The 22,754-nt window shown below is 66.3% G+C and carries 19 protein-coding genes; 4 read left to right on the top strand and 15 right to left on the bottom strand.

What is annotated here, in order from left to right:
* From ACLQ24_RS22030 to ACLQ24_RS22020, 3 genes are all read right to left on the bottom strand, one after another.
* Nucleotides 1-1,355: helix-turn-helix domain-containing protein (locus ACLQ24_RS22030; RefSeq protein WP_425893607.1), on the bottom strand; the 1,355-nt coding region annotated here is incomplete at its 3' end.
* Nucleotides 1,356-1,527: 172 nt separating this feature from the next.
* Nucleotides 1,528-2,010 (bottom strand): GNAT family N-acetyltransferase, encoded by a 483-nt coding sequence (locus ACLQ24_RS22025; RefSeq protein ID WP_425893605.1) that lies wholly within the window; start codon nucleotides 2,008-2,010, stop codon nucleotides 1,528-1,530.
* A gap of 14 nt (nucleotides 2,011-2,024) precedes the next feature.
* A complete protein-coding gene (locus ACLQ24_RS22020; protein WP_425893603.1) occupies nucleotides 2,025-3,389 on the bottom strand; it encodes a helix-turn-helix domain-containing protein in 1,365 nt (454 codons plus the stop codon).
* A gap of 1,323 nt (nucleotides 3,390-4,712) precedes the next feature.
* Here ACLQ24_RS22020 and istA point away from each other — a divergent pair.
* Both istA and istB read left to right on the top strand, forming a co-directional pair.
* Complete coding sequence (gene istA, locus ACLQ24_RS22015; RefSeq protein WP_425893602.1) at nucleotides 4,713-5,939, top strand: IS21 family transposase; 1,227 nt, start codon at nucleotides 4,713-4,715, stop codon at nucleotides 5,937-5,939.
* A complete protein-coding gene (istB, locus tag ACLQ24_RS22010) occupies nucleotides 5,939-6,730 on the top strand; it encodes an IS21-like element helper ATPase IstB (protein ID WP_425893601.1) in 792 nt (263 codons plus the stop codon). Before istA ends, istB begins: the two co-directional genes overlap by 1 nt.
* Here istB and ACLQ24_RS22005 read toward each other — a convergent pair.
* From ACLQ24_RS22005 to ACLQ24_RS21960, 10 genes are all read right to left on the bottom strand, one after another.
* Entirely contained in the window at nucleotides 6,727-7,308 is a 582-nt protein-coding gene (locus ACLQ24_RS22005; RefSeq protein ID WP_425893600.1) for a Uma2 family endonuclease, read from the bottom strand. The genes istB and ACLQ24_RS22005 overlap by 4 nt on opposite strands.
* 28 nt (nucleotides 7,309-7,336) lie before the next feature.
* A complete protein-coding gene (locus tag ACLQ24_RS22000; RefSeq protein ID WP_425893599.1) occupies nucleotides 7,337-9,067 on the bottom strand; it encodes an ABC-three component system protein in 1,731 nt (576 codons plus the stop codon).
* Nucleotides 9,054-9,323 (bottom strand): ABC-three component system middle component 6, encoded by a 270-nt coding sequence (locus ACLQ24_RS21995; protein WP_425893598.1) that lies wholly within the window; start codon nucleotides 9,321-9,323, stop codon nucleotides 9,054-9,056. The genes ACLQ24_RS22000 and ACLQ24_RS21995 overlap by 14 nt, the downstream gene beginning before the upstream one ends.
* On the bottom strand, nucleotides 9,320-10,282 hold the full coding sequence (locus tag ACLQ24_RS21990; RefSeq protein ID WP_425893597.1) for an ABC-three component system protein: 963 nt from the start codon (nucleotides 10,280-10,282) through the stop codon (nucleotides 9,320-9,322). Before ACLQ24_RS21990 ends, ACLQ24_RS21995 begins: the two co-directional genes overlap by 4 nt.
* A 628-nt stretch (nucleotides 10,283-10,910) precedes the next feature.
* Nucleotides 10,911-12,761 carry a TOPRIM nucleotidyl transferase/hydrolase domain-containing protein gene (locus tag ACLQ24_RS21985; protein WP_425893596.1) on the bottom strand — a complete coding sequence of 617 codons (1,851 nt, stop codon included), beginning with the start codon at nucleotides 12,759-12,761 and terminating at the stop codon, nucleotides 10,911-10,913.
* Nucleotides 12,762-13,056: 295 nt separating this feature from the next.
* Nucleotides 13,057-13,473, bottom strand: a complete 417-nt coding sequence (locus ACLQ24_RS21980; RefSeq protein WP_425893595.1) for an Imm1 family immunity protein — start codon at nucleotides 13,471-13,473, stop codon at nucleotides 13,057-13,059.
* Nucleotides 13,470-13,865 carry a DddA-like double-stranded DNA deaminase toxin gene (locus ACLQ24_RS21975; protein WP_425893609.1) on the bottom strand — a complete coding sequence of 132 codons (396 nt, stop codon included), beginning with the start codon at nucleotides 13,863-13,865 and terminating at the stop codon, nucleotides 13,470-13,472. The genes ACLQ24_RS21980 and ACLQ24_RS21975 overlap by 4 nt, the downstream gene beginning before the upstream one ends.
* 89 nt (nucleotides 13,866-13,954) lie before the next feature.
* Entirely contained in the window at nucleotides 13,955-14,482 is a 528-nt protein-coding gene (locus tag ACLQ24_RS21970; protein ID WP_425893594.1) for a DUF6244 family protein, read from the bottom strand.
* 336 nt (nucleotides 14,483-14,818) lie between these two features.
* Complete coding sequence (locus tag ACLQ24_RS21965) at nucleotides 14,819-15,658, bottom strand: very short patch repair endonuclease (RefSeq protein ID WP_425893593.1); 840 nt, start codon at nucleotides 15,656-15,658, stop codon at nucleotides 14,819-14,821.
* On the bottom strand, nucleotides 15,655-16,959 hold the full coding sequence (locus ACLQ24_RS21960; RefSeq protein ID WP_425893592.1) for a DNA cytosine methyltransferase: 1,305 nt from the start codon (nucleotides 16,957-16,959) through the stop codon (nucleotides 15,655-15,657). The genes ACLQ24_RS21965 and ACLQ24_RS21960 overlap by 4 nt, the downstream gene beginning before the upstream one ends.
* Before the next feature lie 154 nt (nucleotides 16,960-17,113).
* Between ACLQ24_RS21960 and ACLQ24_RS21955 the strand changes: the two genes are divergently transcribed.
* The gene (locus tag ACLQ24_RS21955) at nucleotides 17,114-17,539 is read left to right on the top strand and encodes a DUF4259 domain-containing protein (protein WP_425893591.1); all 426 of its coding nucleotides are present in this window, start codon (nucleotides 17,114-17,116) and stop codon (nucleotides 17,537-17,539) included.
* A gap of 56 nt (nucleotides 17,540-17,595) precedes the next feature.
* Here the strand turns inward: ACLQ24_RS21955 and ACLQ24_RS21950 are convergent, their stop codons facing one another.
* Together ACLQ24_RS21950 and recD2 are read right to left on the bottom strand one after the other, a co-directional pair.
* Nucleotides 17,596-18,534, bottom strand: a complete 939-nt coding sequence (locus ACLQ24_RS21950; protein WP_425893590.1) for an Eco29kI family restriction endonuclease — start codon at nucleotides 18,532-18,534, stop codon at nucleotides 17,596-17,598.
* 338 nt (nucleotides 18,535-18,872) lie between these two features.
* Entirely contained in the window at nucleotides 18,873-21,077 is a 2,205-nt protein-coding gene (gene recD2, locus ACLQ24_RS21945) for an SF1B family DNA helicase RecD2 (protein ID WP_151493016.1), read from the bottom strand.
* Between the two features lie 677 nt (nucleotides 21,078-21,754).
* Between recD2 and ACLQ24_RS21940 the strand changes: the two genes are divergently transcribed.
* Nucleotides 21,755-22,735, top strand: coding sequence for an Hsp70 family protein (locus tag ACLQ24_RS21940; protein ID WP_425893589.1), 981 nt, complete (start codon nucleotides 21,755-21,757; stop codon nucleotides 22,733-22,735).
* Nucleotides 22,736-22,754: the final 19 nt, after the last annotated feature.

Below are 22,754 nucleotides of genomic sequence, written 5' to 3'. Positions count from 1 at the left end.
TCAATGGACCCGTGCCTGCTTCCTTCCCGCAGGTACCCGCATGTCCGGATCTTGGACCTATTGCCGGTCGCTCTAAGGGTGCGCATCGCTCGTGCGGAAGAGGTCGCGGCGGTCAGAGCCAACGCACGACTTCCCTCAGTACCCGCATCCGCCAGCCGGTCGGCGGCGACGTAGGACAAGGCGAGCCAGGCTCGCGTCAGTGCTTCATCCTGACGGTAGTCGGCGGGCCAACCGTCCAGGACATCTTCAAGGGCGTGCGCCGCCGCGTCGACTTGACCAAGACGTAGCAAGCAGTAGCCCTCGTGAGCCCGCAGGTAGGCGAGGGTGCAGTGACGGCCGATGGTGTCCGGGTCGTCTGCGCCGATGTCCGCCGCGCGATCGATCAGTCGATGTGCGGCCTTGATCGCCGCCAGTGAGCGCGTTTGGTCGCCACGAAGGGCATGTCCCTGGGCCTGGCGAATCAGGCACAGGGCACGGTCACGATCGGTGAGTTCCACAAGGGCCTCGGCAGTTCCGGCGAGTGCGGCGGCTTGAGCGCCGTCGAGCCGGTCCGCGGCCTGTTGCGCCTGCCGCATCAAGACGTAGGCAGCCATCCGCTGGTCTCCAGCCCTACGCGCCAGCCCGAGCGCCTGGTTGAGCCAATGCGTTGCGGCCGTCGCGTCCCCGAGGTTGTCGGCGGTCCATGAACCGAACTCCGCCCACCGCGCCTCCACTGCCAGCAGCCCCTGCTTGACATCCTCCGCCGCCTCATTACGGTAGCGGCGGATGACTGCCGACTCCCGGCAGACAGCTTCATAGACCTGCCGGGATCCGAACATGTTGTGCGAGACCGCGAGGAGTCGAAGCATCTCGGTCCAGTGCAGGGCCAACACGGGATCCACACCTACCGAAGCGTGTCCCAGCTCAGGCGATCCCCGTCCGGCGGACCGGTCCGGCAGCCCAACGGGCGGTCCACCTGACACTGCCGAAGGCCGCGCGGCCCAGCCCTCAGGAAGCGAATCCTGGCCCGCCCCGGCTGGGACGTCGCCAAGCGCCTGCGGCAGATCGCGCTCGGCCTCACCCCACCGCGCGCGTTGTCCGGCATCGGCCTTCTCCTCATCAAGCCGCTGCTTGAGTCGCCGGTAATCGTCGTACCCGGCAAGCAGCTCACCACCAGCACCCAGGAACGTCTCGCACCGCTGCCAGAAGACCCGATCAACAACCTGGTCGCCACGCTCAACCCCGGCGACGGTGCTCCGAGTGCTGTGCACCCGCGCAGCCAGAACAGCCTGAGTCAGGCCACGCAAATTACGCCGTTCCGCAAGCCTCGCACCGAGCGTGCGCTTCGCGTCCTGGACCTGCTGCGGATCGATCACGACACCCCGACCTCCACGACCGCGCCATAGACGCGAGAGCCAATCGACGCAGAGCGAAACCACCGTAACCGACCTCAGCACGGCCAGCGAGCGTCCACCTCATCCGGGCGCGCCAGCGGCAAGAAAGAGGGAGGGAAATGATCAAGGTAAGAAACGGAGTTGCCGCGACTGATTACCTGCCACCTTCCGGCCGCAGCCGCTGACCGTCAAGCCGGTAGAAGATCTTGTTGCCGTGCTGTGAGACGCCCATCCTCTCGTAGAAACGTTGGGCCTTCGCGTTATCCCGATCGGTGGTCCACTCGATCCGGCTGCAGGAGTTCGCGGTCGCCACCTCGACAAGGCGGTCCATGAGGAGCTGTCCAATCCCTCGGCCCCTTGCCGCGTCCGCCACGTACAACTCCTTGAGGTAGAGCGAACGCGTCAGGCCGGCGGCTGGCCATAGGAAGGAGTACGTCGCGAGCCCGACGAGCACCTCTCCATCCCAGGCCAGCACGGCGTACGCCATGGGCGGGTGACCGAAGAGCGCCTCGTTGATCTGGCGTGTCCGTACGTCCAGCGGCTCAACCTCGGTCTCGCCGTAGAATTTGTCCAGTTCCTCAAGTAGAGCGGCGATCGTGTCGACGTGGACTGGTTCAGCGGGTACTACGACGGTCAAGGAAGTGCGCCTTTCTATCGGCCCTCGGTGAGGAGTGCCCGGAGGTCGCGTGCGATCGACGACGATCGCTGCACCGGGGGCAGTGTGTCGAGGACGAGGCGGGCGCGCTCGGCGATGATGCCCTGCCGCCTCGCCTCGTCCAGACTCCCGATTGTCTCTGTGAGCGAGTCGAGGGCCTCGGTGGCGTGGCCTGTTTCTGTCAGGCAGATGGCGCGGTCCAGTCGGGTGAGCGCCCAGTCGGTGTAGTCGCCAGGAGAGCAGAGTTCGAGGGCCCGCTCCTGCGCGGCGAGCGCGGCGTCGACCTCTCCCAAACGGGTGTAGGCGTTCTCCTGATGGAAGCGCAGCTGGGCCTCGCTGTAGCCGAACGCGGAGGCGCTCACAGCGTCTCCGTCAAGGCGGGACAGGAAGTCCTCCGCCCGACCCAGCGCCGCCCGAGTCTCCTCCCGTCGTCCGGTCGCGGCGTGCGTCCGCCCCTCGATCGCTGCTGCCAGAGCTGTCCCCGCAGACGCCCTGTGTCCAGCGATCTCCTGCGCGTAACGTGCCACCTCGACGGCTTCGCCGAAGTCCGTTCTGTAGTAGTGGACATGGGCCTCCTGCGCGAGCACCCATGCTTGGATCATGGGTTCCCCCGCTTCGATGGCCGCGAGCCGGGCGGTGCGCGCCCAGCGGTGCGCCGCGGTCGTGTCGTCGATCCTGCACAAGACCAGGCACAGCAGACCCGACATCTGCGCGGCCATCCCTGTCAGACGGCTCAGGGCGGAGGCGGACGGACGACGGCCGAAGAGTTCTATCAGCTCCGTGAGGTCGCCAGCGATATCGCGGAGCAGTGCGCCGGTCGAGCGATCACGAGTCGCACGGCCGTGATGAGTGACGATTCGGTCCCACTCGTCAAGCCCGGATGCGTTGATCGACCCCAGGGTCAGGGTTTCGTTGAGCGAGCGGCGCAACCCATCCACCTCGACTATCGCGACCGCGAGGTCGGCAGCCGTCCCGCTCGCGCCCTCCGGGAGCACGCGTGCTCTGGCAGGACCTTGGGCCGGGTCGGGCGAACTCGCCTCGGCGATCATCGCAGGATCAAGGACCGCACCCCAGCGGGCATGGCGAGCTGCCTCGGCCTTCTCCTCCTGGTGTCGGACTTCGAGAGAACGGTATTCGTCGTAGCCGCTGAGCAACTCGCCGCCCGCTCGGAGGAGCGACTCGCACTGCGCCCAGAAGATCCGGTCGACCACCTGCCGGCCGCTTTCGACGTTGGCCACCGTGCTCCGCGTGCTGTGCACCCGCCGTGCCACATCGTCCTGCGTCAGCCCGCGGGTCGAACGCCACCGGGCGAGCTGCCGCCCGAGCGCTCGTTTGACGTCACTGAGTTCCTGCGGATCCACGAGGATGTCCCTCCACCACCGTCGGAGGTGTTGATCACCGCTCGCTACATTTCCCTCACGGCACGCTGACATTAACGGATGAGAGCGGCACAGGTCATCCCGCCCATCCGGGTAGCCGCGGATGAACCAGGACGCCCACCACCACCGCAAGCCAGCCAGAGCTTCCGCCGGGAGAGGCAGCGCGGGCCACTCGCCAACGAATCCGCGTCCCACTATCTGGACTTTGCGCCAAAGATGTCGCACCATGATCAAAACCCATTTGGACTGGGCCGGCGCGCACCGGACGGGGCGGGACGCGAGGGATGCTCGTCGCACGAGCACCCACCGAGCACCCAACCGTCCACAAGGGACGAAACAAGCAAGGGGCCTGACCGCCATTCAAGCATGTCAGACCCCAGTTGATCTTGTGCGCCCGAAGGGACTCGAACCCCTAACCTTCTGATCCGTAGGAGGAAGGGCAGCAAACCTTCCCCACCACATACAAAGGCTCATACTCAATGCTGTTTTGCAAGCCCTCCGTCCGCGCGGAGGGCTTGTTGTTTCGGCTGGTCCGCGCGCTACAGCCAGCGGGACGCTGGCCGACGGCTATATCCACGTGCTGAACTTGCCGCGTTCGTGCTCTTTCGGTGCCGAACGTCCGAGCACCATCGGAGCACCACGGCGATCTACACCGAGAGCCGCGATGCCAGGGCTATTGCGTAGTCCGTTTTCGCAGGTCAGCTCCAGCGCAGCCCCCGTCGTGGCGGTCCCGGTTTATCGACCTACGGAGCTACGGGCCTTCGGTCGCACCACTTCAGCTTCGGTGCCCAGTCGAGCCGACCACCTGCACCGGACGGTTGACCGCGAGTTCCCGCAGGTCAGCCGGCACTCAAGCGACTACGCAATAGCCCTGGCCGCGATGCCCCCATGTTCCCGTGTCGAGGGCCAGAGGATGCCGGCCCCCGACAGCAACGCAGGCTCGTACTCTCCTCAGGCCCGACCGGGTGCGGACCGTTAGCCTCCGTCGAGGTCGCGGCTGACGATGTCGGGCTCCAGACGTCCGAGCAGGGCCGCCTTGAGCGGCGCTGGAGTTGCTTTTCGGGTCAGACCGCCGGGAGGACAGTAAGCGGATGCGGTTCCGTGCCCCAGGGGTCGGAGCTCGATTCAATCGCCCTTGGCCGCTACGCGATGGCGGCGTGAGCCGCAGAACACCGGGCCTTCCTGGTTCAGGAGATGACAGGAACAGAGGCGAGAAGTTGGTCAAGCGTTGAAGGTGTCGGCTCCGCCTGAAAACTGACCACGTGGTTCCGGCTGAATCGGGACCACCTCCTGAAGCATCGGGAGGTGCTGAGCGTGGAGGACTGGGCGGAGATCCGGCGGCTGCGGCGGTCGGAGGGGATGGCGATTCAGGCCATCGCACGGCGGTTGAGGATGTCTCGCAACACCGTGAAGAAGGCCCTGGCCAGTGATGAGCCGCCGCGGTATCGGCGGGCGGGGAAGGGTTCGATCGTGGACGCGGTCGAGCCGCAGATCAGGGTGTTGTTGGCGGAGTTCCCGGAGATGCCCTCAACAGTGATCATGGAACGGGTCGGGTGGACGCGGGGCAAGACGGTGTTCTGCGATCGGGTGCAGCAGCTGCGGCCGTTGTTCCGCCGCCCCGATCCGGCCCAGCGCACGGAGTATCTGCCGGGTGAGCTGGCGCAGTGCGACCTGTGGTTCCCGCCGGCGGACGTGTCGTTGGGGTTCGGGCAGGTCGGCCGGCCGCCGGTGTTGGTGATGGTGTCGGGGTATTCGCGGTGGCTGACGGCGGTGATGATCCCGTCGCGGCAGTCACCGGATCTGCTGGCCGGGCACTGGACGCTGATCTCCGGCTGGGACCGGACGCCCAAGGCGTTGGTCTGGGACAACGAGTCCGCGGTCGGGCAGTGGCGGGCCGGCCGCCCGCAGCTGACCGAGGCGATGAACGCCTTCCGCGGGACCCTCGGCATCAAGGTGATCCAATGCCGGCCTGCAGATCCTGAAGCGAAGGGCCTGGTCGAGAGGGCCAACGGCTATCTCGAGACGTCGTTCCTGCCCGGCCGTCGGTTCGCCTCTCCGGGCGACTTCAACACCCAGTTGGCGCAGTGGCTGGTGCGGGCGAACAACCGTCGGCACCGGACGTTGGGCTGCCGACCCGTGGACCGGTGGGACGCCGACCGGGCCGCGATGCTGTCGCTGCCGCCAGTGCCACCGGTGGTCGGATGGCACCAGACCACGCGGTTGCCTCGGGATCATTACGTGCGTCTGGACAGCAACGACTACTCGGTGCATCCGTCGGTCGTCGGACGTCGTGTCGACGTCAACGCCGACTCCGGTCAGGTGGAGGTGTTCTGCGACGGCCGTCTGGTGGCCCGGCATGCCCGGTGCTGGGCAAAGCATCAGAGCATCACCGACCCGGCTCACCGTCAGGCCGCCGCCGATCTGCGGACAGCTGCCCGACAGGCACCGGCGCCAGCGGTCACGACTGAGGTCGAGCACCGGCGGTTGGCCGATTACGACCGGATGTTCGGCCTGGACGAGGTGGCTGCGTGATGGCCGCGAAGACCAGTAATCGCAACGTCTCCTCGGAGATTGCGTTCCTCAGCCGTGCTCTAAAGGCCCCATCTCTCGCGGCGTCGGTGGAACGTCTGGCGGAGCGGGCCCGGGCGGAGTCGTGGACGCATGAGGAGTTCCTCGCCGCCTGCCTGCAACGCGAGGTCGCCGCCCGGGAGGCCCACGGCGGTGAAGGGCGCATCCGAGCCGCGAGGTTCCCGGCCCGCAAGAGCCTGGAGGAGTTCGACTTCGAGCACCAACGCTCCCTCAAACGGGAGACGATCGCTCATCTGGGCACCCTCGACTTCGTGGCGTCGAAGGAGAACGTCGTCTTCTTGGGCCCGCCCGGCACCGGCAAGACCCACCTGTCCATCGGCCTCGGGATCCGGGCCTGCCAGGCCGGACACCGGGTCGCGTTCGCCACCGCCGCCCAATGGGTGTCCCGTCTCGCCGACGCCCACCACGCCGGCCGGCTGCAAGACGAACTCGTGAAGCTCGGCCGGATCCCGCTGCTGATCGTCGACGAGGTCGGCTACATCCCCTTCGAAGCCGAAGCCGCGAACCTGTTCTTCCAACTGGTCTCTAACCGCTACGAACGGGCCTCACTAATTGTCACCAGCAACAAGCCCTTCGGGCGTTGGGGCGAAGTCTTCGGCGACGACGTCGTCGCCGCAGCCATGATCGACCGCCTCGTCCACCACGCCGAAGTTATCTCGATGAAGGGCGACAGCTACCGACTCAAGGACCGCGACCTCGGCCGCGTCCCACCGGCCACCAAGACCAACGACTAAAGGTCAACCAACCCGAGGTGGTCCAGTTTCAGCCGGACCACGGTGGTCACGATTGAGGCGGCGTTGACAGAAGGTCCGCCGGGGCTGAGCTGATAGGCGCCGGTGTCGACATCCAAGGCGTATTGGCGAACTGTGGCGCCGTTGTCGCGTTCGACGATCCAGTAGCACGGAATCCTGGCTCTGGCGTACTCGGCCTTCTTGATGATTCGGTCGATGACTTCAGATTCTCTGGACAGCACCTCGATGACAAGGAGCAGTCCAGCGGTGTCAGCGTAGCTCGATCGGCTGGACCGCGGTGGTGATCCTTTCGCCCATACCGTCAGGTCAGGAACTCGGGCGCCGCCAATGTTGATGCCGCAGTCGATGGCCACTTGGTCGGGGGTGTAGCCGTTGGCCAGTAACCAGGCAAAGAGTCTCGACACCAGCAGTGCATGGCCGGGTTCCGCCAACGCCGCGACCGACAAAACGCCCTCAAGGCTGAGCTCGTAGCGATGGTTCTCGTCGGCTGCTGCCATGGCCGCGAGGTCATCGAGGCTCACCTGTAGAGGCATCCCCGCGCCCACGGCTTCGCCGCCCATCAAGCCCTCCCGCCGTTCATCGACCGCTTCAGAAGCGGAATCCGAAAAGTCCGCCTTCGTCGAAGCTGTCGGTGAGCCTCTGTTCGAGGACGTGGCCGGTCGGATCGAAGCCCCTGCGGATAGCTTTGTCGAGTTCGTCAGAGTTCAGCGTGACGATGTACTGGAGTCCTTCTTGCCGGCCCACCTCGGCCGCAAGGGTGAGGGCGCGAGCGAGTTGGCGTTCGTCGACGCCGTCGTAGAGGTGGCTGTCGTGGACGAAGAAGTCCGGCGCTCGTCCGCTTCTGTGTGCCAGCACGGCGACGGTCAGGTCGAAGCAGAAGATGACCATGTTGCCGATGCCACCACTGTTGTCGCTCGCGATGTGTGTTTCGATCTTCAGGCTTGTCTCGCCGGGGCCAATGCGGAGGTACGCCTCGCGATTGGCGCCGTAGAGGGCTTGGGCATATTGGGCGAACAGGACGACCGCGTCGTTGACGATGGGGCGTCGTTCTTCGATGTCGGTCTCCATCTCCTGTTGCAGACCGACGCGCTGTTGCTTGATCTCGCGCCGGTTCGACTCGAGAGCCTGTGCGGCGTCGAAGCGATGCCGGAGGGCTTCGAGTTGTGCCTGCTCCTGGGCCAGGATTTGTTGAAGAGTGGTCAACGCGTCGAGCGCGCCGCCTTCGTTGAGGGTGCGCAAGATAGCGGCGAGCTGTTCCCCGAGTTGTCCTCGCTCGGCGTCGCGTTGCTGGAGACGTGATCGGATCGCCGTCGCTTCTTCGTCGAGGTATTGGCGCCGGTTGCGGACGACGGATCCGTGGAATGCCCGTACGTCGTCGAAGCTTCGACGCACCTGGTCGCCGAGCACCACGCCGAGTTCTGCGTAGGCGGTTTCGAGGTAGGCGAGATCTGGGTCGACAGTTTCGTCGACGGCCTGTTCCAGGTCGGCGAGGTTGCGCCGGTCGATGACGTCGTCGTTGCGCAGCTGCCGGATTCGCTGATCGATCTGGTCGGCTTGGGTACGGAGGTTGTCGTACTCGGGGACGACGCGGAAGTTCTCGATCCTTCGTTGGATCTCTGCCACGCGGTGTTCAGCGATGGCAATCTGGCCTCGGAGCTCGGCAGTCTGACCGATGATGCGTCCGAGGACCGGGTCGGAGGCGGCTTTGCGAAGCTGTTTGCTGACGGCTTCGCGGGCTTGAAGCTCGCGGTAGCGGTCGGCGAGTCGCCAGTCCAACCCGAGCAGATACGCCAGCGACGTGGCCGCTTCCGCATTTGCCTGCCGGGCGAAACTGCGGGCGGCCTCGTTGAAGGCGTGTGAACCGACTCGGCGCATGAGGAAGCTGAAGAGGCTGCGACCGGTGACGCCCGGGTGCTCGGCGGGAAGGTTGAAGAGGTTTCGCTCGATGAGGGTCTGCCACTCGGGCAGGGTTACCTGGGCGTCGCCGAGGTCGAACTGGTCGGAGCCGACGCCTAGGGGGAGCGGCCGGAGGCGGATCGCGCCGGGGTTTACTCCCGTGCGCTCGACGGTGAGTCCGTCGGGGAGGTCCGGCCAGTCTAGGCGCAAGGCGAACGTTATCTGCCGAAGTTTCGGGTGGGCCGGCAACGAGTTCTTGTCGGCGCTGCTGCCGAGCAGGAAGTGCAAGAGTTCGATCATGCTGGACTTGCCGGCGCTGTTTCGGCTGTCGGTGTCTGCCGACGCGCCGGTGGTGTCGGCGACCAGGATGTTGAGGCCGGGATGGAAGGCAAGGGCTTTGAAGCGTGGATCATCGGCGCTCAAGTGCCGTAGCATCTGCCCTCCTTCTGACCAGGAGTTCGTTGTCCAACTCGACGACTCCGAGGGCATACAATAGGTCAAGAGCCAGGACAAACCACCAGAAAGGTACCGGGGCGTGATGATCATGCTTGCGGCGCCATTGACGGAGCCTGGCCCATGCCTGGCTCACCGTGAGAGGCCCGTCCATGATCTCCAGGATCTGGGCGCCCACAGCGATTAGTGAGCGCTGCGGCGTGATGCCCTTGGTCGGGATGATCATGTTAGTGCAGGTTCCCGGGCAGGCGGGGTCCAGCCGGTCGGCGGTTCCGCGAGGATGTCGCAGGTCTCGAAGAAGTAGGCCAGGACTACGGCGAGGGCCTGCGCGCTCGCGCGGTCGAGGTGACGGTTGCCTGCTACGTACTTCTCGAGCTCGTAGATGACCTCGGCGGCTGTCGAGTACACCGTTGCGATCTCGCGGTAGTAAGCGTTGAAGTCGGCTGCCACTTCGTCTCGTTCGGTGATGTCCGTAAGGCCCTGGTAGTAGTCCTCGACGAGATGGGTGTAGAGCATCCCGCGGCGGAGCATCTCTCGATCATCGTCGTCGAGCTGGTTGTAGTCCATTTTCAGCGCGGATACTTCGGGTGGCGCCTGGTGCCCGCTGGTCTGCCGGCGGCGTTCGACGAGATGGTCCAGAAGGGGCTTGAGGTCCTCGAGGCCCACTCCGTAGACGACGTCCTCTACGGGGATGGGGGCGCTGAAGACCTCCTCGATCTGATACCTCACCAGCCGGAACAGCTCACCGAGTAGCTGACGTGGCCCCAGGGGTTCGAAGGCCAACGGGGCGTGCTCGCGCCGCGCCTGCGCCAACAATTGGGTGATCTCGGGGTGCAACCCGCGGCGCGGGTCGTTGTAGACGAAGACGAAGGTCTGGAATTCCCCCGCTCGTTTGGTCAGGGCGCCGGTCAGGTCTCCGGTGAACTTCTTCTTCACGTCACGAGCGCTGTCCGCGTCGAAGGTTTCCGGGGCGTAGCAGGCATACAGCTTCCCGTCGTGAAGCCGTAGGCCGTCCGACGAGAGATCGCCGATGTTGCCGTGGGTCCTGACCTCGACGAAGTCGGTGTAGCGGGCGGTCATGATGCGGATGAAGAAGTCCTCGAACGCTGATCCGTTCAGGTCCGCCATCCGGTCACGGAACATGGTCTTCACGAACATCCGTTCCGTGAAGCTCAAGACCTCCACCAAAACCTCCAATCAGACACCGAGCACCGAACGTAACCGGTCAACACATTCAGGTAAATGACCAAAACGGCCGATAGCCTCCGGTTCGGCTCGCCGCCGCACGCAAGTTTGTTCAGCACACCCGTCGGCAGGCGGGTTTGTAGTGAACGCCGCCGGACAGCCGAACTCCCAGGCCTCGGCCATCGCTCTCGCCGACAGCGAGATCGCTCGTCGGACGCCGTCATGACCGCGAGATCCTCGAGGCTCAGCTGCTGTGGCATCCCCGACCCGCACCCACGGATTAGGCGTCCGTCAAGCCCGTTGAGGGTCCGTTACGTCAACGACCGTCCGTTTCTGCAGCATGTGAGGTCGAGCGCTCCTACCTCGTCTGAGCAGCTACTTCACAGCAATAAGCTGCAGAAGTGTCGTACCCCTGTGCGATCGTAGAGGGAGTGGAGGAGGGAGTCGTGCCGTGACAGCCATCGAACACCGCATACGTCACTCCGAGACTCCAGAGCCCAACTCGTGCCGCTGGTGCGGGGTACCAGAGCGCGGACACGGCCAGCGCTGGACTCCGGCTAAGAGCTGGCACCCATGGGAATCCCCTACGCTTGAGCAGAGACGCGCCAGGATGCTGAGCCGTCGAGCTTCACGCGTCCAAAGCGGCTAGCTTTTCGACCTCAAGGAACGCATCGCGAAGCTGAGGAGGAACTTCGTCAGCTGTCTTGAGGCTTCGTGCCATCTCATACATCATCTCGACCTTGGATGACGGGCCGCTGTCGCTGCCTTCGCGGAGCAGGTTCAGCAGGCTGGAGCTGAACTTCCCGGACCGGAGGGCGTCGATGTCTTCCGGTTTCCAGGCTCCTTCGTTACGAGGCCATAGTGAGTTTGCGAGCTCGCACCACTGGTTGTTGGTGAAGGTGAATTCCAGCTCTGTGTCGTTCTGACCGATGAAGCGAGTCTGGTTCGGGATATCGAGTCCCTCTTTGACCAGGTTGGCATCGCTGAACAGCTTGTTCGTCTTCCGGCTGTCCGCGTCAACGATCAGCATGACCTGCCGCTTCGAGCGGGCCAGGTAGCCGATGAACTTCAAGGCCCCTTCGTTGTTGTGGCAACCGACGATCACGACTCCGGCCGTATGCATCGGCCGACCCGTGCATAGTCGGAACAACAGTGGGAAGGACTGTTGTTCGCTGGGGCCCTCGACGCCGACGAAGCATCGTTCGTGGAGTAGGACAGTGTTGCGCAGTCCTAGGGCTGTGGCGATGTCCGACAGGAACTGCCCGTTTACGTCGTCGTCAAGGTCGGACAGCAGTCGGCTCGCCTGCGTGCGTTCTCCCTCGAGTTGCAGGTGAACGATGTCTTCGATTGCTGCTCCGTCGATGAGGTTCATTGAATGGGTGGCTATGACCATGGACACGCCTGCGATCGCGCATTGTTCTCGGATCAGGGCCATGACCCGGCGTTGCTGGATGTAGTCCAGATGGGTATCGGGCTCGTCGTAGGCAAGCACGATCTGCGGTCCCTGGGAGGAGTCATGGCCGGCGACGTCCCGTTGCAGGAGTTCGCTCGTCCACTCCCAGATGGCGAGACTGATGCGGCGGGAACGACCGGCGCCGACTGCAGCAAGGCTTACCGTCTCACCGTCGGTACGTGCCAACAGGATTCTCGTGGCTTGCAGGCCAGCCTTGAATGAGACATCTGGTAATACATCGACGGAAACCAGGTCAGGACACCGCTGCTTGATGTGCTCGACCAAGCCCTGTGCGTCCTCGCGTACTCGTCGGCCGAGTTCGTCTTCCAGGCCACGAACCTGCTGCTTGAGATCCTCGTCTTCTAGATGGGATCGATAACGGCTGTTCAAGGCGACCTTGACGGCCGCTTCAGCAGATTCGGCGTCACCGAAGCGCAGGAACTTCGGCAGACAGGCGACGATCTCTCTGTTCGCGGGGGTCCAGGTTTGCGTTGACGGCTGCGGCAGGGCGTATTCATGAAGGGCCGTGACCCAACTGCTCTTGGCCCGCCCGTCACCCGTAGGAGTGACTCCGAGCTCACCTGCGGTCGCACGTAGATCGGCCACCGACTGCGCGTCGAGGTTTCGCAGCCGCACATCTTCCGGTGCTTCTACCAGCAACTCCAGGCGGGGTCCGAGTTCCTGGCTGCTGAGACGTCGCATCCGTACAAGCTCGGGAAGCGAGAGGTTCTGCTGCTCCTCGTTCGAGAGCCGGAATTCGCCTTCCACCCATGTGGTTTCCACTCGGATTCCGGCCGTCGAACCGGCGGAGTCGGATGGTGCTGCGTCTCCTAAGTTCCCAGGTGCCGCGAAGGTTCGATCCTCTTCCGCTAGGGTTGAGGTCCCCAGCAGGAACGCGAGCGCATCAATTGTGGCCGACTTCCCGCTGTCGTTGTGCCCTGTCAGGATCGTTGGGCGCCGGATCGGAATCGGGCCGACGTCCTGCAGGCTGCGGAAACCGTGGACCGTCATCGACACGAGTTGCATGGAGATCCTTCCTGCACCGATACACGCCGGGCACGCAAGCGCCGCGTCCGACGCTCGCGAACAGGCATCGGTACGAGCCGCGGCAGTCAGGCTACTACTCGCCACAACGACGCCGCCTCGCCTAAGAGACTGTCGGGTAACTGGGTGGCTACGCGGCGATAAGAGGTTGCGCAGATAGGACGACGGGGCGAGTCTTCCAGGCGCGTGGGCGTCACCACGTCGTACCTGCGGGGCACGAGGGCCTTCGGCATCACGGGCGGGTGCGCCAGAGCGCGCCGCAGCCCTCGCCACGCGGTCACTCGGTGACAGCCGATAGGTGCGGCGGTTCGCCGTCGGTCTTGAGGAAGGTGACTGCCAGTTGTATCGCCGTTTCGGGCCGCAGTTGTAGGTGCTTGGCTGGGTACTCGGTGGGCACGCCGCCGAAGTCGAAGTGGAGTCCCTTGGTCGGGGTTTCCGCTGTGGGGTCGTTGAGGTAGTCGCCGTCGTCAGCGATGTGTACCGCGAAGGCGTGGGTGGGGTGACCGAGTCCGATCTGGATGCCGGGTGGCAGGTCGTCGGGGTCGTCGCTGGTGTCGTTGAAGATGGTCAGCACGACGGGCTCGCCGGCCCGCTGGATATCGCGAAGGAGTGCTTCCAGGGCGTCGGGGTCGGTCAGTTCGACCTCGTGGTTGTCGCGCTGTTCGCCCCGGTCGTAGGTCCAGGTCACCTTCATGCGATCGCCTTTCCGTTTCCGGTGTAGGTACGCCAATGACGTACCTGCCCCTCATCGTCGCGTACGTAGACGGCCAACTGCGCGCCGGCCGGCAGGAGCCGGGAGAGGATCTTCTCGCAGCCGTAGGGGGTGTAGTCGCAGGGCGGATTGTTGGTCACGACGGCTGCCCGGGTGATGTGGTCGCGGCGCATCCGGGCGGCAAGCTTGGCCTCCAGATGGTCGGTTGTGGTGGCGATGAGTTTGTAGGCCGGCTTGAGGTCCGCGGCGGCGGCCGGGTCACGGCCAGACCTCATGGGTATCCGCTCACCACCGATGAACGCCACACCGGAGGTAGGGTCTTTGGCTTGCCGTTGAGGCAGGTCCCGAGCGGCATCGGTCAACCCTTTGGGCATCAACTCGGACCGAACCGGTGCTTCCCTTGCACTCGCAGACGTGTCGCGCATGGCGGGCGGTCGGCTGATATCGCTGCCACCGCCCATGGTCAGTTTCCCAGTTCACCGACCTGCCGAGCCTGCGCCAGCGCCGTCTCGACGTGCTGCCGGGCTTCGGTCCCGCGGGTCCGGACGGTCGCCAGCACCTGCAGCACCTGCTGCAGCCGCGACAGCGTGGGACCGGGCTGTCCTCCCTGCAACGCCGCAGCGACCAGCCGCCGCGTGTCATCGACCGCGGACCCGGCCATGGTGACATGGCCGTCGACAGCGGTCAGCGCGGCGACGACCGGCGTGAGCGCGGCGATCGTCTCCTGCGGTGACGGCTGCTGCGGCACGGCGCTCAGCGATCGCGACGCCTCACCCAGGACCCCACCGGCCTGCGCCAGCCGAGACCGGGCCTGTCCGAGCACTTCTCTCGCGCGGGCCAACCCCACAGCGATGCCGGCGAAGCCAGAGGCCACCGCCCGAGCGGCAACCTGCTCGATCGCATGGTCGACCGCGCCGGCCTCCTGCTGCGCCCGGTCTACACCCGCCGCCATCGCCTGCACGTCGGCACCAATGCTGTCGGTCAGCGACATCGAACCACCCTCCTGCCCGGAGTCCACACAGAACCGTGGCAGCGTAAAGACGAGCGCCGCTGGAACACAACAAATGCGCAGTACGGCTTCCGTCGAGAAATCCGTTTTCCTTGATGAACAGCAGGTGTCAGGCCTAGCCTCTCCTTGCGAAGGAACGCCGGCCGGGCCGACGCCGTGCGAGTGTCGGCTACGCCGCACGATCACGAGATCACCTGCGTGCCACGGTCGGCGCGGTTCGCCGATCCCACCCAACTGCTACGACGCAGCTACCTACACACCGAGCGGGCCACGCCGCACCGAGCGCCCATACACTTGTGCAAGCTCGCAGCCCAATATTTATCGATAGGAATTCGGGCTGACGATGACGCCGGTTCGGACGGCAGACGGAACATTCTCGTCCGGTGGCGTCGTCGAATTGCGAACGAACCCCTTGATCCGCTCGGCAGCCTCAGCGGGGCTCTCGTGTTCCCAGATTCGGACAACCGTCCAGCCTGCGCTGACGAGTAGCTGATCGGTCTCACGGTCACGTGCGCGGTTCCCGTCGATCTTCTCTCGCCAGAACTGTTCGTTGGCGCGGGCGGGCCGGTAGTGCTCGGGGCATCCGTGCCAGTAGCAGCCGTCGACGAACACCGCGACGCGGGCGGTGGGGAAGACCACGTCGGCGGTGCGCCGCAGCCTGGCCAGTGGGCGGGTGTTGACTCGGTATCGCAGGCCCGCTTTATGTAGAAGCGAGCGTATGCGCTTCTCGGGACCGGTATCGCGGGCCTTATTGGCCCGCATCACGGCTCGTACGGCCGGGGTCTTCGCCCACGAGGCCTGGGCGGTGTCCAAGGCGGCGAGAATTCCTCGGTCCCGGGCGAGGCGCCATCCCTCGGCCAGATTCCCGGCCCGGGTGGAGTGTTCGACCTCCCCGAGATAGCGAGCGGGCGACCGGCCACGATCTGACCAGCGTAGATAGGCGCGGATTCGTCGCGTTCGCGGCAGCAGTTTGAGTGCGACGGAGGCGCGTGCCCGCCGTCCATCGCCGAGGTCGACCCAGCGGCGGTCGGGTCCGCCAGCGGCCCGGTCCTGTTCGGCCGAGGCCGCTCGTCGGCTGCGGCCCTTTCGGCCCTGCCAGGCTCTCGGATCCGGCGGCTTGTCCGCCCAGCGCTGGTCGGTCCGCGCCGACGGTGTCACGGCTGGCTCTCGGCCTCGTCGAGCGCGGTGGCGATGGCTCGGGCGAAGAACTCGCCGAGCATGACGGGAACGGCGTTACCGAGCTGGCGCATCTGCTCACCTCGCGGGCCGGCGAGCTTCCAGTCGTCGGGGAAGGTCATGACCCGTGCGGTCTCGCGTACGGTCATATACCGGTGTCGGTAGTTGTAGGGCGACCCGTCGATGGGTTCGGGTAGCAGTTCGTCGGTCAGCAGCACCGACTCCCCGCCGGGTACGCCATGTACCCCGGCTTTCACCGTCTTCGCCGGTCGGTCGAGCTCGTTGGGCGTATGCCCCGCGTAGATGCGCGCGTCCGGCCAGCCGATGTGGTCGGTGAATCCCCCGACCCGGTACTCCCGTCGGTCGAGGCGATCCCAGGGCACCGAGGGGAGGGGGCGCTGGCCGTCGAGACCCTTGATGGCGTCGCGAAGGGTGCGCCATGGCAACGTGTCGTCAGCCTTCGGAGGGATGTCCGGCAGTCGCGACATGACCCGGTGGCGAACGTGCCCTGGGATGTCCGGATGCCGCTTCCAGTAGGAGCCGTCCAGCATCGACCGGATCAACGCGGCTTCCGAGTATCGCGGGCGGACGGCCCTCTTGAAGCGTTCGATATCGACGCCGAGGTCTGACCTGAACGCCACGATGATAATCCGGTTGCGAACCTGCGGGACGCCGTAGTCGGCGGCGTTCACCGTCGTGGTCACGACCTCATACCGCCGTTTCGGGTCCGGCGGGTCCTCGTCCAGTCGCCTCCGCAGCAGCTCGTCATGCTCACGCCAAGTAGCGCCGTCGACGCGCTCCTCGAATGGCAGCCGCAACTCCCGCTCGATGTAGTCGAAGTACGGTCTGAAGGACGGCCGCAGCAGCCCGCGGACGTTCTCGCATATGACGGCCTTGGGTTGGATCTGCCGGATCGCGCGGAACATCTGCGGGAACATGTTGCGCTTGTCCTCGTCGCCCTTGGCGACACCACCCAGGCTGAAGGGCTGGCAGGGTGGACCCCCGGCGAGCAGGTCGACGCGATCCCACAAGTAGTCGAACTCGACGCTGCCCACGTCGCCGGGGACAAGGGGCCACCGCTCGCCCGGGACGGGAATTCGCTCGGTCTCGCCACGTCGACTCGCCGCGTTGGCTTCGAGCGTCTCACACGCGTACTTGACGAGCTCGTTGACCAAGAGGGGGCGGAAGCCCGCTCGGTGGACGGCCATCGCGAGGCCACCGCCGCCAGCGAAGAGCTCCACCGAGGTGCGATCCCTGTTCGAGTCTCCTGCCGGCTCAGACATGGCAGGAGCATACCGCGGAGTTATCGATCTTGAAAGGGTGATGTCAGAGAGGGCGCGCCTCCCACGACGTACGCGTCGGGACCGAGTCACGACGGAGGCCCGACGCACGCGGCGTCGTGAATGTGGTTTGGTTACGCCAGCAGAGGGAGGGGCGATGGCGACCTGGCAGCTCGGTCCGTTCGACAACGACGACGCGGTCGAGTGGTGCGCGGCCCTGGAGGCGATCGCCCCCGACCGTCGCACCGAGTTCGTATGCCGCGCGCTCGGCGCCGCGGTGTCGGCCGATCACGCCCTCACGGCGGGCGGGGCGGCTCGAGCGGTCGCGGCGGCCTCGACCGTGCTGCAGTCGATCACCGGCACGCCAGTCTCAGACTCGGCGTACGCGCCGAGGTTCCTCCTCGGTCGGCGGGACATCCAGGTCAGCGCATCGCTGCGAGACCTCGCCGGGCGGGCGCTCGACGCGATGCTCGCGGATGGCTCGGCTTGGCGCCTGCGGTGGGCCGGCGACGTCGAGGAGGAGGACGCGCTAGCCGTCATCGAGGAACTCCGGGCCGACCTCGCCTCAGCGGGAATCCCCTAGGCAGGCCGAGCTTGCTCGTGACAGCGTCACGTCACGCTGTCATGAGCCGCTGCCGCTCAGAACAACTCGCCCGCCACGCCGCCGTTCGAGTCGTCCCCGACGACAGAGTCGGTCTCGACAGACGCCTTGTCGTCCTCGGCGGTGGTGAAGCTGCCAGGCGCGAGTTGACCGAGGTCGCTGAGGAAGTCCGCCAGGATCGCCTCGAGCGTCGCGTGCGGCGGCACTCGCTTGAGATGATCCTGGATCTCGCTTCTGATCTGGCTCTCCGGTTTCTGGTCCTCCATGAGGCCACCGGCCCATCCTCTGCCAGGGTGAAGGGTATCCCAGGGGGATCGCTTGTTCGCGCGAGTGGTGGCGCTGTCCCCGTGCTTGCCCAGGCCGTAGCAGATCCTCATCTCGTTGTTCCAGATGGGCTTGAAGAAGTTGATGAGGTACTCCTCGGCAGCGCGCTGATAACCCGTCTGCACGATCAGGAAACGGCAGTCGAAGTCCTCCGCGCGCAGCGTCGAGGTCGCCTTGGCGATGTTCTTCCTATGCTCGTTGAGGCGGTCGAACAGGCTCGTTCCCTGACTGACCGCGTCCTTCGCCGCGACATTCTTTGGGTCGGCCTTGCCGACGTATATCGGCTGTTCCGTTCCCGAGAGCAGGGAGTAAGCGCCGAACGGACCCTTGTAGTAGAGGGCGTAGACGCCGGCACCGTAGAAGGGCTGAAGAGAGACCAGCGGATGTCGCTGCTGGGCGATCGTCGTCAGGGCGACGATGCGACCAGTGGTGGCCGGAGCGCTCGGGTCGAAGAGGCTGCTCGGTCTGAGGATTGGATCGAGGCGACTTACCGCCTGTTCGAGCCGCGTCGCCTCTGCCGTCAGCGCATTTCGCAGCGAGTTGCGCGCGGCGGTTCGGCTCGGAGGAGTCACAGACTCCAACTCGTCGACCAAGGCCGTGAGTTGACTGAGGATGCGCTTGGCGGGGTCACCGTGAGGAATCGGCGAGGACACTCTTCGAGGCTACATGAGCGCTGTCTCCTCGTCTCAGGCGTGAAGATCGCGTCCCTTCATCGTCTCTCGGAGATCCTTCGCCGATTACCTCAACCATCCGCCCGCGCGGCCGGTCTGGACCTTGCCGTATCCACAGCCGGAGAGGTTGCGCCACAGCAGCGTCGGTGGCCTGCGCATCGCGCTGCTCGGCTTCGACCCGAGGTACGGACACGAGCGTCGACGCGGCCGAACAAGCGAACCCGCGGTAGCGGTGCTGTTTGATGAGGATGATCGGCTGGAACCGGCGCGGGCGGAGTAGCTGGGGCTGCTGGGGGAACGCCATGCCCGGGCGCGCGTCGTCAGGTGAGGCGATGATTGAGGGCGGTGTGGCGGCGTCCGGCGCCGACGGTGCGCACAGCGGCGGCGAGAGCGCGGCGGGAGCCGACGAGGACGACGAGTTGTTTGGCGCGGGTGACGGCGGTGTAGAGCAGGTTGCGTTGCAGCATCATCCAGGCGCTGGTGGTCAGGGGGATGACGACGGCGGGGTACTCGGAGCCTTGGGAGCGGTGGATGGTCATGGCGTAGGCGTGGGTGAGTTCGTCGAGTTCGTCGAAGTCGTAGTCGATGCTCTCGTCTTCGTCGGTAAGGACTGTCAGGGTCTGCTCCTCAGCGCTGAGGGCGGTGACGACGCCGAGGGTGCCGTTGAAGATCCCGGCCTGGCCCTTGTCGTAGTTGTTGCGGATCTGGGTGACCTTGTCGCCGACGCGGAACACTCGGCCGCCCATGCGCCGCTCGGGCTGGTTCTCGCGGTGCGGGGTGAGCCGCTGCTGTAGCAGTGTGTTCAACGCGCCGGCGCCAGCGGGTCCGCGGTGCATGGGAGTGAGGACCTGCACGTCGCGGCGCGGATCGAGCCGGAATTTGGCCGGGATTCGGGCGCAGGCGACGTCGACGGTGAGTTCGGCGGTGGCGTCGGTATCGTCGCAGGCGAACAGGAAGAAATCCGGCAAGCCCCGCAGAATGGGCGGGCGGCCGGCGTTGATTCGGTGGGCGTTGGTGACCACGCCGGACTGGGCGGCCTGGCGGAAGACTTGTGTCAGCCGCACCCGAGGGATGACCGGTGCGGCGAGTAGGTCGCGCAGGACCTCGCCGGCACCGACGGAGGGCAACTGGTCGACGTCGCCGACCAACAGTAGGTGCGCGCCCGGCGGGATGGCCTTGACGAGCTTGTTCGCCAGGATCAGATCGAGCATCGACGCCTCGTCGACGACGAGCAGGTCGACGTCGAAAGGGTTGTCTCGATCGTAGGAGGCGTCCCCGCCGGGGCGTAGTTGCAGCAGTCGGTGCACGGTGGCGGCGGGGTGGCCGGTCAGCTCGGACAGGCGTTTGGCGGCCCGGCCGGTCGGGGCGACGAGGGTGACCTTGGCCTTCTTCGCGGCGGCGAGTTCGACGATGGAGCGGACGGTGAAGCTCTTGCCGCAGCCGGGCCCGCCGGTGAGGACCGCGACCTTCGAGGTCAGCGCGAGGCGGACCGCCTGTTCCTGCTCGGGGGCGAGGTCGTTGCCGGTGCGGGCCTTCAGCCAGGTCAGGGCTTTGGTCCAGTCGACGCCCCCGAAGTGGGGTAGCCGGTCGGCCCGGTCGTGCAGGAGGCGCCGCAGCGAGTTGGCGAGGGACTGCTCGGCGCGGTGAAACGGCACCAGGTACACCGCTTGCACCGGCTGTCCGCCGGCTGCGCGGAGAGTCTCGCGGACGACGCCCTCGTCGGCGACAAGGTCGTCGAGGCAGCGGGTGACGAGGTCGGCGGGCACGTCGAGGATCTTGGTGGCGTCCGCTATGAGGTCGGGTTCGGGCAGGTAGCAGTGGCCGTTGTCGGTGGCCTCGGACAGGGTGTACTGCAGTCCGGCCATGACCCGTTGGGGGCTGTCGTGCGGGATGCCGACGGCTTGGGCGATGGTGTCGGCGGTCTTGAAGCCGATGCCCCAAACGTCGGCGGCCAGCCGGTACGGCTCCTTGATGACCACGTCGGTGGAGGCGTCGCCGTACTGCTTGTAGATCCGCACCGCCAGGGAGGTGGAGACGCCGACGCCCTGCAGGAAGACCATGACTTCCTTGATGGCCTTCTGCTCCTCCCACGCCGCGGTGATCTTCGCCGTGCGTTTCGGGCCGAGCCCGGGCACCTCAACGAGGCGGGCGGGCTCTTCTTCGATGATCCGCAGGGTGTCCAGGCCGAAATGCGCGACGATCCGTTCGGCGAACACCGGGCCAATGCCCTTGACCAGCCCGGAGCCGAGGTAGCGCTGGATGCCCTGGATCGTGGCCGGCAACACGGTGGTGTAGGAGTCGACCTCGAACTGTCGGCCGTAGCGCGGGTGCGACGACCAGCGCCCGCGTAGCCGTAGCGTCTCGCCCGGCTGCGCGCCGAGTAGCGCGCCTACCACGGTGAGCAGGTCGCTGCCGCGCTCGGTGGCGACGCGGGCAACCGTGTAGCCGGTCTCCTCGTTGACGTAGGTCAGCCGTTCGAGCACCGCATCCAGGGTGGCCAGGGGCGGCCGGGTCGGGGCGGTCACGCCGCCATCTTGCCGTCCTGCGGCGCCGTCCTTCCAGCCCGTGTCCTCACCCGCCGCTCTCCGGGACTTGCCGAGTCCGACGTGGGCGCGTCGAACTCGTCTCCCGCAATCCCCGCTATCGGGAGTCCCCGCCGACAGCGCGCGGCTTCCCGGCAAGATCGTCCGCGTCTTACACAGCCATGAAGGACCCCTTCGCGGCAGCGTAAGACGGACAGGTTTTGTCTTTTCCGACCAGGGAATGCGGAATGGGGAGAAAGAGGGCAAGGCATTCCGTACGCCGCGCGAGCGCTCGTGACTCCATGATGATCCTGGGCGTCGCCCCGGCTCCCGGCTTACGTCCCGTTCTGCGCTGCGGAGTCTGGTGGGGCAGGCAAGGCGAGGTCCTCGTTGGAGAGGATGCCGGCGCGCGGGTAGCGGGCAGGTGGATGACGTGAATGTGATCCTCATGTTTGACTGTGGGCATGGGGGCGGGGGAAGTGCGGTTGTCGATCGATTCTGGCAGCGCTGGAACCCGAGCTGTCCTGGCGTGGGCCGACGGCAGTGCGTGTGTGTTGTCGTTCGACGGGGCTCCGTACCTGCCCAGCGTGTTGTACGCGCCCGTTGAGGGGCGGGCGGCGTCGGCGGGGCAGCCCGCACCCGATCAGCCTGGAGCGTTCATTCCGAAGCAGCGCCTCCCGGTGGAGGGTGCGGCGGCGGGCGACGCTGGCGCAGAGGCGCTGGAGGTGGCGGCGTCGCCGCTGCGCAGGGTCGCGGTCGAAGCCGAGCGGGTCGTTGGTCAGCCGGTGCGGGATGTGCGTGTGGTGGTGCCGGCGGGGTGGGGGCCTCGGCGGCGGACCTGGATGCGGCAGGTCGCGCACCGGGCGGGGTTGCCGCAGCCGCGTCTGGTGGAGGCTCCGGTGGCGGTCGCCGAGTATCTGCTCAGCACTGGTGTGCGGGTGCCGGTCGGCGCGTTCCTTGCCGTCTGCGATGTCGGCGCTGGCGCGGAGGTGACGGTGCTGCGCCGTGGGGCGGCCGGGTTCGAGGTTCTCGCGACTCTCGCGGACGCGGCGGCTGGCGGCGCGGCGGTCGATCACGCGCTCGCCGATGCCCTCGTCGGCGCGTCGACGGGAGAGGGCCAGGGCGCGTCGTGGGCGTCGGTGGCGGGCAGTGTTCGGGTGGCCAAGGAAGCGTTGGTGAGCCATCCGGCTGTCACGGTTCCGCTCCCGGACCGGCCGCCGGTAGTCGCGAACAGCGCGATGCTCGACGAGGCCGTCCGGCCGGTGGCGGCTCGCGTGGCGCGGTTGACGCAGGAGGCGGTCGCCGCCGCTGAGCTCGCGGTCGGCGACCTCGCCGGTGTCTACTGTGTGGGCGGCAGCGTCCAGTTGCCGCATCTGGCGGCGGCGATCGCCGAGCACACCGGCACCGCACCCATAGTTGTGCCCGAGCCGGGGCTGGTCGCGGCTCGGGGTGCCGCTGACGTCGGCGCCGTCGATACCGGAACGGTCGAGCGGGTGGAGGTGCCGGTGCCACCCGTGCGGCGGGCGGCGGCGATCGCGGTGCCCGGCTTCGCGTCGCTGGCCCTGATCTGGCAGTGCCTCCTGACCGCCGAGGAGCATGGGGTGCTAGGCCGTGTCTTGTGGATCAGGTTTCGCGGGCGAGGTCGCGGAGCCAGATCTTGATGGTGGCGATGTCGATGGT

This window comes from Micromonospora sp. DT4 (assembly GCF_049841675.1).
In the GTDB taxonomy this organism is placed as follows: domain Bacteria; phylum Actinomycetota; class Actinomycetes; order Mycobacteriales; family Micromonosporaceae; genus Micromonospora.
Note: the sequence above shows the minus strand (reverse complement) of the source record. Positions and strands in the feature narration are given on the sequence as shown.

What these genes read in the sequence shown, in the direction of transcription:
- istB (WP_425893601.1), top strand. Translation starts at nt 5,939, where the DNA reads ATGGCCGCGAAGACCAGTAATCGCAACGTCTCCTCGGAGATTGCGTTC.
- ACLQ24_RS22005 (WP_425893600.1), bottom strand. Translation starts at nt 7,308, where the DNA reads ATGGGCGGCGAAGCCGTGGGCGCGGGGATGCCTCTACAGGTGAGCCTC.
- ACLQ24_RS21995 (WP_425893598.1), bottom strand. Translation starts at nt 9,323, where the DNA reads ATGATCATCCCGACCAAGGGCATCACGCCGCAGCGCTCACTAATCGCT.
- ACLQ24_RS21985 (WP_425893596.1), bottom strand. Translation starts at nt 12,761, where the DNA reads ATGCAACTCGTGTCGATGACGGTCCACGGTTTCCGCAGCCTGCAGGAC.
- ACLQ24_RS21980 (WP_425893595.1), bottom strand. Translation starts at nt 13,473, where the DNA reads ATGAAGGTGACCTGGACCTACGACCGGGGCGAACAGCGCGACAACCAC.
- ACLQ24_RS21975 (WP_425893609.1), bottom strand. Translation starts at nt 13,865, where the DNA reads ATGCCCAAAGGGTTGACCGATGCCGCTCGGGACCTGCCTCAACGGCAA.
- ACLQ24_RS21970 (WP_425893594.1), bottom strand. Translation starts at nt 14,482, where the DNA reads ATGTCGCTGACCGACAGCATTGGTGCCGACGTGCAGGCGATGGCGGCG.
- ACLQ24_RS21960 (WP_425893592.1), bottom strand. Translation starts at nt 16,959, where the DNA reads ATGTCTGAGCCGGCAGGAGACTCGAACAGGGATCGCACCTCGGTGGAG.
- ACLQ24_RS21955 (WP_425893591.1), top strand. Translation starts at nt 17,114, where the DNA reads ATGGCGACCTGGCAGCTCGGTCCGTTCGACAACGACGACGCGGTCGAG.